The organism is Enterococcus sp. DIV2371, from assembly GCF_050498525.1.
Taxonomy (GTDB): Bacteria; Bacillota; Bacilli; order Lactobacillales; family Enterococcaceae; genus Enterococcus_B; species Enterococcus_B mangumiae.
This window is the reverse complement of record NZ_JBIPAJ010000001.1, coordinates 825001-840920: the sequence shown is the minus strand read 5'-3', so window position 1 is coordinate 840920 and position 15920 is coordinate 825001. Positions and strand designations below refer to the sequence as shown.

13 protein-coding genes and 1 other annotated feature (1 of these 14 running past the window's edge) are annotated in these 15920 nt (G+C 39.5%); of the genes, 2 read left to right on the top strand and 11 right to left on the bottom strand.

The window, feature by feature from the left end; translation table 11 throughout:
* Positions 1 to 44: 44 nt before the first annotated feature.
* Positions 45 to 1361: an ISL3 family transposase gene (locus tag IGL24_RS03900; protein ID WP_207699991.1), complete on the top strand. Its 1317-nt coding sequence runs from the start codon at positions 45 to 47 to the stop codon at positions 1359 to 1361.
* 67 nt (positions 1362 to 1428) lie between these two features.
* Here IGL24_RS03900 and IGL24_RS03895 read toward each other — a convergent pair whose 3' ends face one another.
* The 8 genes from IGL24_RS03895 to IGL24_RS03860 all read right to left on the bottom strand — a co-directional run bounded on the left by IGL24_RS03895 (position 1429) and on the right by IGL24_RS03860 (position 12148).
* Entirely contained in the window at positions 1429 to 4074 is a 2646-nt protein-coding gene (locus IGL24_RS03895) for a valine--tRNA ligase (protein ID WP_206856538.1), read from the bottom strand.
* A 47-nt stretch (positions 4075 to 4121) separates the two neighbouring features.
* Positions 4122 to 4334, bottom strand: a binding site (T-box leader).
* 109 nt (positions 4335 to 4443) lie between these two features.
* On the bottom strand, positions 4444 to 5097 hold the full coding sequence (locus IGL24_RS03890; protein WP_206856533.1) for a redox-sensing transcriptional repressor Rex: 654 nt from the start codon (positions 5095 to 5097) through the stop codon (positions 4444 to 4446).
* Between the two features lie 189 nt (positions 5098 to 5286).
* On the bottom strand, positions 5287 to 6498 hold the full coding sequence (gene thiI / locus IGL24_RS03885; RefSeq protein ID WP_207115812.1) for a tRNA uracil 4-sulfurtransferase ThiI: 1212 nt from the start codon (positions 6496 to 6498) through the stop codon (positions 5287 to 5289).
* Between the two features lie 19 nt (positions 6499 to 6517).
* Positions 6518 to 7660 carry a cysteine desulfurase family protein gene (locus IGL24_RS03880; protein ID WP_207700283.1) on the bottom strand — a complete coding sequence of 381 codons (1143 nt, stop codon included), beginning with the start codon at positions 7658 to 7660 and terminating at the stop codon, positions 6518 to 6520.
* Between the two features lie 185 nt (positions 7661 to 7845).
* Positions 7846 to 9567, bottom strand: coding sequence for a septation ring formation regulator EzrA (locus IGL24_RS03875; protein WP_206856525.1), 1722 nt, complete (start codon positions 9565 to 9567; stop codon positions 7846 to 7848).
* 197 nt (positions 9568 to 9764) lie between these two features.
* Entirely contained in the window at positions 9765 to 10319 is a 555-nt protein-coding gene (locus IGL24_RS03870) for an HAD family hydrolase (protein WP_207700282.1), read from the bottom strand.
* A 31-nt stretch (positions 10320 to 10350) separates the two neighbouring features.
* Positions 10351 to 11190, bottom strand: coding sequence for a Cof-type HAD-IIB family hydrolase (locus tag IGL24_RS03865; RefSeq protein ID WP_207700281.1), 840 nt, complete (start codon positions 11188 to 11190; stop codon positions 10351 to 10353).
* A 124-nt stretch (positions 11191 to 11314) separates the two neighbouring features.
* Positions 11315 to 12148 carry a DUF72 domain-containing protein gene (locus IGL24_RS03860; RefSeq protein ID WP_429968394.1) on the bottom strand — a complete coding sequence of 278 codons (834 nt, stop codon included), beginning with the start codon at positions 12146 to 12148 and terminating at the stop codon, positions 11315 to 11317.
* 153 nt (positions 12149 to 12301) lie between these two features.
* Here IGL24_RS03860 and IGL24_RS03855 point away from each other — a divergent pair, with 153 nt between their 5' ends.
* Positions 12302 to 13270, top strand: a complete 969-nt coding sequence (locus IGL24_RS03855) for an asparaginase (RefSeq protein ID WP_207700279.1) — start codon at positions 12302 to 12304, stop codon at positions 13268 to 13270.
* A 94-nt stretch (positions 13271 to 13364) separates the two neighbouring features.
* Here IGL24_RS03855 and IGL24_RS03850 read toward each other — a convergent pair whose 3' ends face one another.
* From IGL24_RS03850 to IGL24_RS03840, 3 genes are all read right to left on the bottom strand, one after another.
* Positions 13365 to 14114 (bottom strand): acyl-ACP thioesterase domain-containing protein, encoded by a 750-nt coding sequence (locus IGL24_RS03850; RefSeq protein WP_207700278.1) that lies wholly within the window; start codon positions 14112 to 14114, stop codon positions 13365 to 13367.
* Between the two features lie 16 nt (positions 14115 to 14130).
* Positions 14131 to 14964 (bottom strand): fructosamine kinase family protein, encoded by an 834-nt coding sequence (locus IGL24_RS03845; RefSeq protein ID WP_207115817.1) that lies wholly within the window; start codon positions 14962 to 14964, stop codon positions 14131 to 14133.
* Positions 14965 to 15146: 182 nt separating this feature from the next.
* Positions 15147 to 15920, bottom strand: the 3' portion of a protein-coding gene (locus IGL24_RS03840; protein ID WP_206856509.1) for an aminopeptidase C. The gene runs 555 nt beyond the window's last position; only the last 774 of its 1329 coding nucleotides appear in the window; its start codon lies beyond the right edge, outside the window; it ends in the stop codon at positions 15147 to 15149.

Genomic DNA, 15920 nt, shown 5'->3' with positions numbered 1-15920 from the left:
GAATTAAGTCGACCAAAACCAACTCATCAAGAAAGGATATCTCCATGGACTATCATACTAAAAAATTACTCGGTTTAACAGATGAAAATATCATTTTCCCTACAGATTGGCTTTCTGAAAAGAAAGAAGGAGGGATTACCTCCCATGTGATTCATGGTCGCTTAGATTACACTCCCTCTTGTTGTACAAGATGTGGGATTAAAAATGAAGGACAAGTAATTAAGTATGGTACTCACCAAACCACGATTCATTTACTGCCGATTCGTTCAAACAAAACTGTCTTAAGTCTTAAAAAAACTCGCTTTCTATGTAAAGAGTGTGGCGCAACTTTCTCCGCTGAAACTTCTTTAGTCGATCGAAATTGTTCGATTTCTGTCGACTTGAAACGAAAAATCATGGCAGAATTAGCGATCAACTCCAGTAGAAAAGACATTGCCATCCGGTACTTCGTATCGGATGTAACGATTTTACGAATCATGAAAGGAGCCGTGAAGAACGTGAAAGTCCGCTTTGACTATTTGCCTTCTGTTCTTTGCTTTGATGAATTTAAAGCGATGAAATCTTGCGTTGGGAAAATGAGCTTTATCTTCATGGATGGTCAAACCAATCAGATTCTAGGTCTTCTTGAAAGTCGTAAACTTGCTTATTTACGTACCTATTTCTCTCGCTACACCCGTCAAGCAAGAGAAAACGTCCAATATATCGTCATGGATATGAACGCTCCTTATTTTGAATTAGCGAAAAGTATTTTTCCCCATGCACAAATTGTCACGGATCGGTTTCATATTATCCAACATATCCACCGGTCATTGAACCATTTACGGATACAAATCATGAACACTTCTCGCAAAAACGATCGCCTGAAGTACAAACGATTCAAACGTTTCTGGAAGTTGCTTCTAAAGGATTCTTATCTATTAAATAGTTCTCATTACCGTTATGATTATTCCTTTAAGCGACCAATGACTGAAAAAGCAATTGTTGATGAACTACTAAGCTATGATTCCACCTTGAAGCTGGCTTATGACACCTGCCAACTCCTTCTTTATCATTATAAACAAAAGGATACGAACTACTTTTTCGAAGTAGTGAACACCTTAGATACACAACTTCCTGAGTGGTTTCGTAAGAAGCTCACTTTCTTCAATAAATATAGAACAGGCATCGAGAATGCCTTTCAAACACCCTATAGTAACGGGGCGTTAGAAGGGACAAACAATAAAATCAAGGTAATCAAACGCGTTGCGTATGGTTACCGTAACTTTCTCCATTTTCGTGACCGAATTTATTTGATTCAAGGATTAGTTTTTCAAGACCAATCCAATACAAAAAAGAATCAATCTAAGCTTCTTTCTGCTTAGATTGATTCACGATGAAATTCTTTCAATTTGAATTCACCAACACTACTTGTCGAAGAGCCTAATTTATCTAATTGATCGATTTTAATTGTTCGATACGTTCATTTACAGCTGCTTGTTTTTCTAAATAATCTTTTTCTTTGGCACGCTCTGCCTCAACGACGTCATCAGGTGCATTGGAAACAAATCGTTCGTTGTTCAATTTCCCTTGTACACGTTTGACTTCACCTGTCCATTTCGCTAATTCTTTTTCTAAGCGTTGGATTTCCTCTTCAATGTTGATCAATCCCGCTAAAGGTAAGAAGATTTCCGCGCCAGTCAAGACAGCAGACATTGCTAGATCCGGTGCTGTCACTTCACTAGAGATCGTTAGCTCTTCTGGATTACAGAAGCGTTCGATATAATTAGTGTTCTCGATCAAGAATTGATCGATCTTCGGATCATTTGTTTTGATCAATAACGTGATCGGTTTTGATAATGGTGTATTTACTTCAGAACGGATGTTACGAACAGAACGGATCAGTTCTTTCAGTACTTCCATCCCTTTTGAAGCTGCTTCATCATCATATTCCGGTTGAACGACTGGATAGTCAGCAACCACTAAAGAAGTTCCTTTATGAGGAATGTGTTGCCAAATTTCTTCTGTTACAAATGGCATGATTGGGTGCAATAAGCGTAAGATCTGATCGAGTGTATGGACAAGAATACTACGGTTGGTTTGTTTTGCTGCTTCGTCCTCACCATAAAGTGTTTCTTTACTCATCTCAATATACCAGTCACAGAAATCATCCCAGATAAAGTTATACAATTGACGACCTGCCTCACCGAACTCAAATTGTTCAAACAAGTCAGTCACTTTAGCGATCGTTTCATTCAAACGAGTCAAGATCCAGCGATCAGCTACTGTTTTTTCACCGGAAAGATCAATATCTTCTACTGTCATCCCTTCTACGTTCATAATAACAAAACGCGAAGCATTCCAGATTTTATTGATAAAGTTCCAAGAAGCATCCATTTTTTCGTAACTGAAACGTACGTCTTGTCCTGGTGCTGAACCATTCGATAAGAACCAACGTAACGCATCGGCACCGTATTTTTCAATGACTTCCATTGGATCGATCCCATTTCCAAGGGATTTACTCATCTTGCGTCCTTGTTCATCACGGATCAATCCGTGGATCAAGACGTTTTCAAATGGGCGACGTTCTGTAAATTCCAAGCTTTGGAAAATCATTCGGCTTACCCAGAAAAAGATAATATCGTATCCTGTTACCAATGTACTTGTTGGGAAGTAACGTTGGTAATCTTCATTGTTTTCGTCAGGCCATCCCATCGTTGAGAAAGGCCATAACGCTGAACTAAACCAAGTATCCAAGACATCAGGATCTTGTATCCAGTTTTCACTATCAGCTGGTGCTTCCATACCGACATACATTTCACCAGTTTCCTTGTGGTACCACGCAGGAATTTGATGTCCCCACCATAATTGACGTGAGATGACCCAGTCATGAACATTTTCCATCCAACGTAAGAACGTTTGGTTGAAGCGTGGTGGGAAGAATTCCACAGCATCCTCTGTTTCTTGGTTTTGAATTGCCTTTTCAGCTAAAGGCGCCATTTTTACAAACCATTGTGTCGATAAACGAGGTTCAACAACTACCCCTGTACGCTCAGAGTGACCAACATTGTGGATCATCGTTTCGATCTTGATCAAACGACCGATCTCTTTTAGATCAGCGACAATCGCTTTACGTGCTGCAAAACGATCCATCCCTTGATATTTCCCTGCTAATTCATTCATCGTGCCATCTTCGTTCATGACATTCACTCGTGGAAGATCATGACGATTACCAACCTCAAAGTCATTTGGATCATGGGCTGGTGTGATTTTTACAACACCTGTTCCAAATTCCATGTCGACATATTCATCGGCTACGATCGGGATCTCTTTGTTAACTAAAGGTAAAATAACTTTTTTCCCAATCAGTGCTTGGTATCGCTCGTCCTCTGGATGAACCGCAATCGCTGTATCACCAAGCATCGTTTCCGGACGTGTCGTTGCGATTTCAACCACACCTGAACCGTCAGCTAATTCATAGCTCATATGATAAAAGGCGCCTTCGATTTCTTTGTGGATCACCTCAATGTCAGAAAGGGCTGTCCGTGCTTGCGGGTCCCAGTTGATGATGTATTCGCCACGGTAGATCAACTCTTTTTCGTACAAGCTAACGAATACTTTACGAACCGCTTCAGATAAGCCATCGTCTAAAGTGAAACGTTCACGGCTATAATCTAAAGATAAGCCCATTTTTGCCCATTGTTCACGGATATGACCCGCATATTCTTCTTTCCATTCCCATACTTGATCAATGAATTTTTCACGACCAAGATCATAACGAGAAACGCCTTGCTCACGTAGTTTTTCTTCTACTTTTGCTTGTGTCGCGATCCCCGCATGGTCCATTCCGGGTAACCATAACGTATCGTACCCTTGCATTCTTTTTTGGCGAATCAACATATCTTGTAATGTTGTATCCCAAGCATGACCTAAATGGAGTTTACCAGTCACGTTGGGAGGGGGGATAACGATCGAATAAGGTTTTGCTTTCTTGTCGCCACTAGGTTTGAACAAATCTTCGTCTAACCAGTTTTGATAACGTCCCGCTTCAACTTCTTGCGGATTGTACTTTGTGGAGAGATTCTTTTCTTCCGTCATACTGTGTTCCTCCTTTAAAATAAAAAAACGCCCTAAAATACTTTCGTATTTAGGACGTATAGATTACGCGGTACCACCTAATTTGTAATAGCTGCCTATTACCTCTCAAAGTGAGTTAACGATCACTACTCGTTTATCTCTACTCGATTCAAGATAAAAACTCCCAAGCTACCTTCACTAGCTTTCGTTAAGAACGTTCCACCATTCGTTCTCTCTCTCTAAACGTCGGACTAGTTACTCCTCTTGATCAACATCTTGACTCATTTTACAATGGTTAGAATCTAAAGTCAATAAAAGCTCTTAATGAATCACTGATCGATTTGCTGAAAAACAAACCCTTGGAACGTTCATTGTTCGCTCTCTGTGCTGTTATTTAGAAGAAAAGACTTGTGAATAATTCTCATCAAAATAAATCAATGTCTGTAATTCAGTAGTCAAATCGATGTATTGCATATGGACATGTGGCGGGACACTGACACGATCAGGCGCAAAATTCAAGATCGCAGTGATTCCACCTTTGACGATCTCATCGATGGCTGATTGTGAATACTTACTCGGCACAGTTGATATCGCCACTTTGATGCCTTCTTTTTCAACGATTTCACTAAAACGATCCATAGGGTATACCATCACGCCTTCGATTTCTTTCCCTGCAATGGCTGGATCATTATCAAAGACACAAACAATATTCAAATTCGCATTTCTTCTGAAATTATTATGCTTTAATGCTTTTCCTAAATTACCAAAACCAACTAAGGCGATTCTTTTTTCTTCTTCTGTATTCAAGATCCGATCAAACACTTCAATCAAATAGGGAACATCGTACCCATAACCGCTTCGTCCCAATTCCCCTAAATGAGAAAAATCTCTGCGGATCGTTGCGGAAGGTACTTGCGTGATTTCACTGAATTCATTTGATTTGATCCGTTGAACACCAGAATCATTCAACATATTCAAATAGCGTAAATATAAAGGCAACCGTTTGGCTGTTGCTTTGGGTAACGTTTCTGATTTTTCTCGCATATCGCTTCTCCTTGTTAATCATTTCACATAATCTCAGTTTAGCATGGAACGAGGAACCTCGCAATAGGCGGACGCTCAACTCCTTTTAAAAACAAATAAAATAAGCAAGAAAATCAAAAATATAAAAAGTTATTTTTTGATTTTCTTACTTATTTCTTGAAGTTGGACTTTTTTGCCTGCTACCAGCGTTTAGAGTAAGTCAGAAAACTCTTCTGCTTGTTGCTTCGTTGTTTCCGTGTGGATCGTTTCGATCTTCAATCCTGCCAATGCACGTTCGATCATGCCATCGATATCCAATCGTTCTTCATATTGATGGACTTTTTCAAGTCGCGGACGTGTCTTGGGTTGCGGTGGAGCAAAAATCGTACAGCAATCTTCAAATGGTTGGATGGACAAATCAAACGTATCGATTTGTTCCGCTACTTCGATGATCTCTAGTTTATCCATCGTCGCTACAGGGCGAATGATCGGTGTATTCGTAACCTCATTGATAGCTACCATACTTTGAAGTGTTTGCGAAGCCACCTGTCCTAAAGATTCCCCATTTAAAATCACCAAGCCATGACGAATACGGCGGATCTCGTCTGTTAAGCGAAGCATCATACGACGAGTGATCGTCATCCAGTAACCTTGTGGTACCACTCGTTTGATTTCTTCTTGCACTTCTGTAAATGGTACTTCGATGAACTCGATTTTTCCTACATAAGGCGTTAGTTTGACTGTTAGATCTTTGGCTTTTTGCAACGCTTGTTCACTTGTATAAGGCGGACTAGCAAAATGGACCGCTTCGATCTCAACCCCACGTTTCATAGCATAATAACCGGCAACAGGTGAGTCGATCCCTCCTGAAAGCATCAACATGCCTTTACCGCTTGTACCAACCGGCAGACCACCGGCACCTTTGATCGTTTCATAGGAAAGATAAGCACCATCTCGGCGTATCTCCACACGTAAGGCAATATCTGGCTTTCTCATTTGTACTTGGATATCAGGAAAAACATCGATGACTGCATCTCCTAGGGCTTGATTCAGTTCATTACTATTCAATTCAAAACTATGATCACTACGCTTTGCAATGATCTTAAATGTTTCTTTTCCTGTATAGATTTCTTGCATGATCTCCTGAACTGCTTGTTTTAAACTTTGTACGTCTTTTTCCACTTGCACGCTCGGTGAAAAGTTTTGGATCCCGAAGATTTTTGCTAACTTAGGGATGACTAGCTGACCGTCTACTCCATTTAAAAGGAGATGCATACGATCGCGCTCTGCATGAATCTTGATTTCAGGAAAATCGCTCAATGCTTGTCTGACATTTTGTGCCAACTGCATAATAAAACTTCTACGATTTTTTCCTTTTGTTGAAAGTTCACCATAGCGAACCATAATTTCACTGTACTTCAAAAAAACACTCCTCTGATTCTTAATTGATGACTGAAAATTTCTTATACAACTGCTTGAAAATAATCATGAATTGCTCAACTTCTGCCATCGTATTACTTTCGTCCAAGCTGACACGAATAGCGGAAGTAGCTAGATCATTGGGAACTTGCATCGCATGTAGTGTGCTACTTGCCATGTGCTTGCGAGAAGAACAAGCGCTAGTCGTAGAAACAAATATTTGTTTTTCTTCCAGTGCATGGACCAGTACTTCACCGCGGATTCCTTTTAGTGAGAAACACAAAATGTGTGGTGCATAATCGTCACCCTCAGAAAAAATCGTTACTTTATCATACGTATGTAAAGCTTCAATCAATGCTTGTTTAAGATACGCTGTTTGGTTTGGTTTTTGTGCTTTGATATCTAATGCTAATCGTAAAGCTTTAGCCATCGCGACGATTCCTGGCACATTTTCTGTTCCGCTACGTTGATTCTTTTCTTGCCCACCACCGGTCAATAGCGGCGATAAACGACGACCTTTTTTCCAATAAATAAAGCCAACACCACGAGGCCCATGGAATTTATGTGCAGAAAAAGTGGCAAAATCCACTCGTTCAGTCAACCACTCCGCCAAAGGTACTTTACCGATTGCCTGTACTGCATCCACATGAAAATGAATCTTAGGATGATCATTCAAAAAGGTACTGATTTCTTTGATTGGCTGGATCGCACCGACTTCATTATTGACCGCCATAACTGAAACCAAAATCGTTTCTTTACGTACTAATTTTTTCAGCTCATCTATGCGTACGATCCCTCTTTTATCGACAGGCGCAATACTCACTTCGATACCGAGCTTCGTTAATTGTTCAGCTGTTTCACTGACTGCTGGATGTTCAACGCCTGAAATGATCATATGGTTGCCATAGCCAAGTTTTTCCAGCATCGTTCCTTTCAGTACCCAGTTGTTTCCTTCTGTTCCTCCTGATGTAAAATAAATTTCTTCAGGAGAGGCAGAAACTAATTCAGCGATTTGTTTTCTTGCTTGCTGTAACAAGCGATTTGCCTGATTCCCTAAATCGTGTAGACTTGATGGATTGCCGATGATCCGCTGACTTGTTTTGACATACGCATCCAAGCTTTGAGGATAGATCGGTGTTGTCGCACTATTATCGAAATATATCATATAAAACCCTTCTTTTTTGAAATTCTTTTCTATTATAACGGTTGTCCATTACGCTTTCAAGAGGCGTTTGTTTGAGACAAGATAAAAACAATTGAACACTCCTCACTGATCGGTCATGATGGCTCAGTTCCTGAAAAAAAGACAACACTTGGCAATTGCCTGTGTTGTCTTTTTTGATCACGCGATCATACTAAATCAGGATGATTGAAGTAAAAATCTTCAATTCGTTTGAATGCACCTGGTTCTGTGCGCTCTAATGCTGTGCCGATCTCATCCAAAGCTTCTTGATAGTGATATTCTTTATTGAATAAGTAATAACTCTTTTCAATCGCTTCTTTCACTTCTTCGTGTGTGTGGCGATAACGGTTCGCATATTGCAACATTTGTTCGGTCAATGCTGCTGCATCCACTAGATCGTGAGTTTTCTTATCTAGTAACTCTAAGTCTTCTTCGCATAATGCGACAAGACGTTCGACTTCATCCATGTTGACTCTGATTTTATTCAACACAGTACTCAATTCTTCAATGCGTTCTGTTGCCACAAAGAAAAACTCTAGATAATCATTTGGCAAACCTGGTAATCGTTGTTTTTCAACAAACCGTTTAAGACTACGCAATTTAAATTCGAATGTATCGATTTTTTCTTGCGCTTCTTTTTCACCTTTTCTTAGTTCGTGTAAAGAATCGCTGATTTCAACCTGTTGGTTTTCAATATCTTCTAACACTTTGAAAACTTTTTTGTAGAACGTTCTCACTTCTGAGTAAGGAACTTCGTGTTGTTGCAGCTGTGGTTTGATCTGCTCGTTTTGACGTTCGATCTCTTCCACTTCTGTTTGGAAACCACGGACACGCCCGATCTCATTATGGTTCAATGTATAACTTTGAGCGGTATGATCTAATTCGATCAACAATTGACGATTGTTTTTCGTCGCATGTTTGATATACTGTTCGATCGTTGCTTGGTTTTTAGCGACAAAAGCCTGTGCTTCCATCTCACGCTCTAATATATCATATAGTGCATCGATCAGATTGGCCGTTTCACGATTTTCAAATTCTACAGTTTCAACTTCCGTTTTCTCAATATTGATCAACGAACGTTCGATTCGACGATTGATCGTTTCGATATCGCCAACTAGGTTTTCTTCTGGAAAAACATACTCCTCTTTGATCAAGCGGTCATACGTCTCTTGGATCTCCTCAACTTGCGCTGGGAAAGTCGTATTCAAATCTTCGAATAATGGAGGAATTTTTTTCATTAAAGCATCTACTTCATACGTGTGTTTTTCTGCTTTATCTAGCACTTCACGCGCTTCAACTGGATCACCAGAAGTATTTAGAGTAACAAATTGTGTGAACTCATTTTCAATGGTTTTCACTTGTTTTTGTAACTCAGGTAAAGCTGGTCCGTATTGTTGTTCTTCCTCACGAATCGTTGCTTTTAATTCCTCATAAACGTCTAAAGCTTGTTGAACAGCCAAGGAATTACGTTCTTCTGTTTCACGCAACTCTTTCAGACCATCGCGAATCTCAGCAACTTCTTTTTCCATTTGGTTCATTGTTGCTTCGGCTTCTTCGACTGCTTTTTTCCCTTTTAAGAATCTAAAGCTCTCATTGAGATTTTCGACTTCAAAGATTTGACTTTCTAACTCGGCAAAGGATGAGGTAGAAATGTCATTCCATTTTTGACTCCATTCACGAAAGGTATTTTGGCTTTGCCCCACTAGATGCATTTTTTTGACATCGTCAACTTCTTCAATCACAGGCAAGTCGAATAATTCTTCCTTGCGTTTTTCTAAGACGTCCAATCGATCTTGGTTTTTTTTCTTCATTACGTAACTAACCAAAAAAGCCAGAATGGCGACTATAATGATTGCAATGACGATCCCGATGATAACATTATTTCCCATTTAAGGTTCCTCCGTTTTCAATATGCATCTACTGTCTATATTTGTTTATGATCAGACGAATCTGATTTTGCATAACATTGTTAATACGTCTTTCGTGCAAAAAGACATCTATTTTATATTATAACACACTCTGTTCACTCATACACTACCTACGTAAAAAATCTTTTTTGCACGTGGATAATCTATATTTTTAGCAACTAATCGCTTGCTGACAGTTTTTCTGCGAAAGATTTTAGCTGATCCGCTCTACTTATTTGCTTTTGGATTTCTTTTGCAATCCTGTCTTCTGGCGCATAATCTCTCTGCCAATTGTCCGGTTTCATTACTTTGTTCGTGATTGGATCATAATGGGGTTTGCCATCTGGAAACAGTTTTCCCATATTCGCTTGATGGACGATGTCAAAAATCTTGGTAGGATCAACGCCAAGTAACGAAAAAGAGCCATAGGTAAAATAAAGTAAATCTGTCAACGCATCCACTTGCTCGACTAAACTTTCTTCTCCCCAAGCCTTTTTTGTAAGCATTTTTTTCTCTGCTTGATCGAGTGCTTGATGCAAATATTGGACGGAATCATGCAATTTTTCTGCATCGCCACCACTCGCTGCTGCCACAAATTCAACTAACTCTTCGATTTTGAAACCTGCTCGATCATCCGCATGTTTTTTAGTAAAAGCAGTTGGTCGATCTGGGATTCTCGGATCAAACGTCCGATGAAATCGTTCCACTTTTTGATAAGGTGTTTCTGGTTCCATACTAAAATTCTTCCTCCTAACAGACACTCGTTCAGTGTACTACACCAAAATGCTTCAATCCTTTATAAATACCATCATCTTCATTTGTCGCCGTAACAAAATCAGCTTCTTGCTTCACAGCAGTTGGGGCATTCCCCATTGCAACACCGATCCCCACACCTTTTAGCATCTCAACATCATTGTAATGGTCGCCGAATGCCATGATATCGGTCAATGCGATACCTTTATTTTCCGCAAACTGTTTGATTCCTAACAATTTAGAACCGCCTTTTGGAATAATATCGACCGTATAAGGATTTGAGCGTTGGAACGAGCATTCTGGAAATCGTTGGACAAGTTTTTCTTGTTCAGACGTTTGGCTCAATAAAATACATTGATAGATCGGCTCGTTCAATATCGCTAATGTTTCATACCGTTTTCGTTGCCGATGTGGACTGAAGACTTGTAAGATTTTTTTCAATAGACGTACCGGAAATTTTTTAGGCAAATGATTCACTATTTTTTTGATGACGATCGATTGCCCTAACATCATCGTCGTTGAACCATCCAGTTGTTCCCGTCCACCAAAAATGATTTGTCGATGATACGCATCCGAAAAGTGGACGATATCGTTCAATACTTTTTTGTCAAATGGCTGGTCGACGATCGTGTGATCACGATCAAAGACTAATTGCCCATTGTAGACAACAAACATATCTAGTTCAAGTTCATCGATCACTTCTTTGATTTTAACGGGGCTACGTCCAGTGGCGACACCACACAATATGCCTTTTTTTTGTAATTGTCCAATCGCATCTTTAGTTGAAGTCAACGCTTTGGCTTGATTATTGACTAATGTGCCATCGATATCAAAAAAAACTGCTTTGATCATGTAGTTCCATCACCTCTTTCGATTATTCGTTGATTAAATTTATGGTCCAATACTATCATTTCTGATTGATAAACATCGTTCATATTTTACATATATTGACAAAAATTGGCTAGAAACCAATTATTCAAAACAAATCGATTTGTTTTGGATTAAGCTCCTCTGGTTCGATTCCTAAGATTTTTTGTAACGCCAAGGCATTTTCGGCCGCATCTCCACCAGAGTTATTATTAAAAATCACACCGATCTGTTTTGTTGATCCTTCTACTTTTTTGATTGCCGCTGCTAGTTCTTGCAACTCTTCTTCAGAATATCGATACAACGTTCTTTTTTTTCGCCAATCCTGATCATTCGCTTGCCAACCTTGCTCATTTCTTCCATGAAAACGAAAAAGCGTAAAATCCGGATTTGTAACATAAGGATCAAAAGGAATCGTCGTATTTAATAGTTGTGGTTCATCAATGACCGCTAAGGAAGACATTGCTTTAGTCATAAATTGTCTTGTTCGAGATAGAAACTGTTCACTATACCAAGAATAATCACGTAACTCGATCGCTATCGGATAGCCGGCAAACCATTTTCTTAGTTTTCTTAAATACGCTACATTCTCTTTCGTACACTTGAACGAAGCGGGGAATTGAACGAGGAAACAAAAAAGTTTCCCTGCTTCATACATTGGCGCCATGACGTCTAAAAAACGCTCGATCATCTCTTCTTCTGATTGATAGTACTTCTGCCAGTCCCCTTGACCGCTAATACCTTGATAAGCTTTCATCACGAAGCGAAAAGATGCGGGTACTTCATTCACCCACTTCTCCACCGATGATTTCCTAGGGATCCCATAATATGCTGTATCTAATTCGACGAATGAAAGCACACTCGCATAATCGTAAAGCGTATTATTCTTTTTTCCTGTTAATTTGTCATGTTCTTTAAATGAAGTCAAGCCAATTTTGATCACGGCGAATCACTTCCATTCGTTTAAAATTCATTATCTTCATTTTATATTCCTAGCCGATCGATTTCAATTGATTCATTCGTAGCAAAACTCTTTTATATAGTATACAATAATCAAGAAACCCTATGCAAAATTATTCGTGAGGAAGTTCTGAAAATGAAAAAAATTCTTATCTTACACACAGGCGGTACGATCGCCATGAAAGAAAATTCTTTAACAGGCGGCGTCAGTCCAGACGTAGCAAACCCACTATTAGATGCAGAAGTAAAAATCCCTGAGAATGTGGATCTGATCATGGAAGACATTTTTAATCTTCCTTCTCCCCACATCATGCCTAAACATATGTTACAACTCAAAGAAAGAATCAACCAAGCACTTCTTTCTGACATCCAAGGGGTCGTGATCACTCATGGGACGGACACATTAGAAGAAACAGCTTTTTTCCTGGATTCAACCATTGGCGACAAACTACCGATCGTCTTGACAGGCGCCATGCGTTCAAGCAATGAGCTAGGTAGTGACGGTTTGTATAATTTTGAAAGTGCCATTCGTGTAGCCAGCTGTGATGAGGCAAAAGACAAAGGCGTTTTGGTCGTGATGAACGATGAGATCCACTCCGCACGTTATGTCACTAAAACCCATACGACAAATGTCGCTACCTTTCGTACCCCTACCTTAGGACCAATCGGCTTGATCACTAAAAATCGCATTTTGTTTATGCAAGAATTACTTGAGGTACAAAGACTAGGTATCGCGTCAGTCGAAGGAACGATCCCAATCGTCAAAGCCTATGCCGGTATGCAAGGTGATTTACTCGAAGCACTTGCACACACGAAAGTTGATGGCTTAGTCATTGAAGCATTAGGCGCTGGGAATCTTCCCCCACAGGCATTGACTGCGCTAAAGAAACTTTTGGTCCAAAAAATCCCAGTCGTGTTAGTATCCCGTTGTTTCAATGGAATCGCTGAACCCGTCTACGATTACGAAGGTGGCGGAAAAGACCTCGCAAACATGGGGGTTATTTTTTGTAATAGTATCAATAGTCAAAAAGCCAGACTAAAACTTTTGATCGCCATCAATGGTGGCTTAGCAGAAGAAAATCTCATTCAATTTATGACCCAATAAAAGACGAATCGAGTAGTACAAGATGATAGCAGCCAGCGTTTCATCCTATTAGAAAAGGATGAAACACTTCTGTCATAAACTTGTACTACTCGATTTATTTTGTTACCTCTTTTTTCTCCCACAAGATATTCGCAGCACAATACAGTTGTCCTTGCATTCTGATTTCATGCCTTGTTTTTACCTCTATTCCAGAAGCGACTTGTTCATAATGGCTTTCAATCTCATTGCCATATTCAACTTCTTTATCAAAACGGATCAACACATGTTTAGGTGTGTGCGTAGTAAGAAAATCATAGCCAAGAACATCAATGATCCAGTTGAAATACATCGCATTGTTCACGTGTTGATTACTATCAATATCGTAAAACCGCACGCGGTAAGGTAACATTAAACCTGATTCGATTGGCTCAATTTTTTCTTGACGTTTGATTTTCTTGATTTTTTCACTCTCAAAAGGTGCAATGATCTCTTCATTAACGCTGCTCATCTTACGATTCACTAGATCCATCAAGACAAATACTGATTCGATCTCAACTAATTCATTGCCTTCCTCATCATGGATCCAAAAATTACGATAACAGAAGAATTTGTTGTACTGCATCGCTTGTGTAGTGATAGCGATATTTTCACCTACATGAGGCAAGCGATTGATTTTCATTGAATAGTTTGTGATCACCCAAGTCAAACCAAATCCGCTAACAAAATCGGTTCCTCGGTTTAAATGATCACTTTGATCTTCCGAAGTTTTGATAACAACTCCTAACATCGACGGAAACGTCATTGTTTGATTGATATCACATTCATAGTAAGATACTTCATGTTTTTTTGTATATTTTTGTGTCAAAAGAAAAAACCTCCAGTTACTTCTTCATTAATATATGATCGACCTGTGTGCCATAACTCTCGCCAAACATGTTGAGATGGGCTAACAAGTAATAGAGTTGGTACAGTGGCAGGCGAGTCTCCCACCCTTCGTCCAATGGCCAGCTTTCTTGATAAGCTTCCAAGAATTCTGGGCGAAATCCGCCGAATAACTGACTCATCGCAATATCTTGTTCACGATTCCCATAAGAAACTGCTGGATCGATAAACACTGGTCTTCCTTGTCTATCATAGAAAACATTACCACTCCATAAATCTCCATGCAAGAGGCTAGGAGTGATCTTTTGATGAACTTCACGACTCAATACTTCTTCTTTCAACCGCCGATACTCTTTTTGGCGGGTGTCATTCCACCGATTATTTTTCTCAGCCACATCGATTTGAGCTTCCAAACGATTTTTAAAAAAGAACGTCCACCAATCTTCTTCGAACGTATTGATTTGTGGTAAACTGCCTAAATAATTATCTTTGCGAAACCCAAACTGTGGTGCAGTCGAACGGTGGATCTTCACTAAATCTTTTGCAAGTTCACGTGGATCACCTTTTCCTGGTTCGATCCATTCCATCAATAGATACGCACCTTCATTTGTTTCCCCTAACATATACGTTTCAGGTACGCGTACATGTGGTGCCAACTCTTTTAAGCCATCCACTTCTGCTTCAAAAAAGCGTTTCGTCACATGAGGATGGATTTTTAAAAAATAAGATTTCTGTTGTTCTTCAATTCGATAGTTTTGATTTACATCTCCCCCAGTAATTGGTATAACTTTCCCACTTAAACGAATCTCTGCCAACACTTCTTGAATATCCATTTTCGCTCCTCCTTGCTATTTCGCAAGATCGATCATTCATCGATCAAGTACGCCCACAACAACTCCTTTATTAGTTAAAAGTATAACACAGGTATTTATAAAAACCTGAAATCAAGAAAACAAATAAAAACAGACACAGTAAACCACCGAGGCTTCTGTATCTGTTTTTACTGATTTCGTAATTAAGCTAATGCACCCATTGGATCCCATGGTGCTAATAAAGTTGGCTCAGCATTGAAAGCTGCTAGTTGTTCTTCCGTCAATAAGTCTTTGCGGACAACGATTTGATACGTGTATTCATCCATCCACTCGTCGCTCATCACAAAGAATCCTTTATCTCCGACTTTTTCTCCCCAGCTGTTTTCCACTTTCCATTTCGTCGATTTTCCATCAACCAAATCCACACCAGTCAAGACCATCGCGTGAGTCATCAAGCTTTCTCCATGATCTAAACGCTCCGCTTTTGTCATAGAAAAATCTAAATCGAATAATTCATCCATCTCATAAACATCTGTTGCCATGATCCCACTATCTCTTGTAGAAGATTGACCAACATCACAACCAAACCACACAGACTCTCCTTGTTCCAGTTGAGCAATCGCCAAGTTTTTGAAAGTCGTCATGTCGACATTTAGATATTTGACTTCTTTGCCCCCAACGACATTCCCTAGCATTTCAACCGTATAAGAACGATCATAAGGTTTGTCCGCTGTAGGTGCATTGATGATACTTACATAATCATCCAAATTTACACCAATATATTTGTCGTAAAACATTTGAGGCGTCAATTGTTGATCGATATGATAATTTTTTTCTTCATCACGATACTCAAAATCAAATTCAGTTGGCGGTGTTCCCAATGAGATCGTTAGAAACTGATAGATGCCAGCTAGCATTTTTTCTTTTTCTACTTGGATCTCTTCACTTGTTTTTCCTTCTGCCACTAATTGACGCAA

Coding starts and splice junctions, on each gene's coding strand:
- IGL24_RS03900 (WP_207699991.1), top strand. CDS start 45: ATGGACTATCATACTAAAAAATTACTCGGTTTAACAGATGAAAATATC.
- IGL24_RS03895 (WP_206856538.1), bottom strand. CDS start 4,074: ATGACGGAAGAAAAGAATCTCTCCACAAAGTACAATCCGCAAGAAGTT.
- IGL24_RS03890 (WP_206856533.1), bottom strand. CDS start 5,097: ATGCGAGAAAAATCAGAAACGTTACCCAAAGCAACAGCCAAACGGTTG.
- IGL24_RS03880 (WP_207700283.1), bottom strand. CDS start 7,660: ATGATATATTTCGATAATAGTGCGACAACACCGATCTATCCTCAAAGC.
- IGL24_RS03875 (WP_206856525.1), bottom strand. CDS start 9,567: ATGGGAAATAATGTTATCATCGGGATCGTCATTGCAATCATTATAGTC.
- IGL24_RS03870 (WP_207700282.1), bottom strand. CDS start 10,319: ATGGAACCAGAAACACCTTATCAAAAAGTGGAACGATTTCATCGGACG.
- IGL24_RS03865 (WP_207700281.1), bottom strand. CDS start 11,190: ATGATCAAAGCAGTTTTTTTTGATATCGATGGCACATTAGTCAATAAT.
- IGL24_RS03855 (WP_207700279.1), top strand. CDS start 12,302: ATGAAAAAAATTCTTATCTTACACACAGGCGGTACGATCGCCATGAAA.
- IGL24_RS03845 (WP_207115817.1), bottom strand. CDS start 14,964: ATGGATATTCAAGAAGTGTTGGCAGAGATTCGTTTAAGTGGGAAAGTT.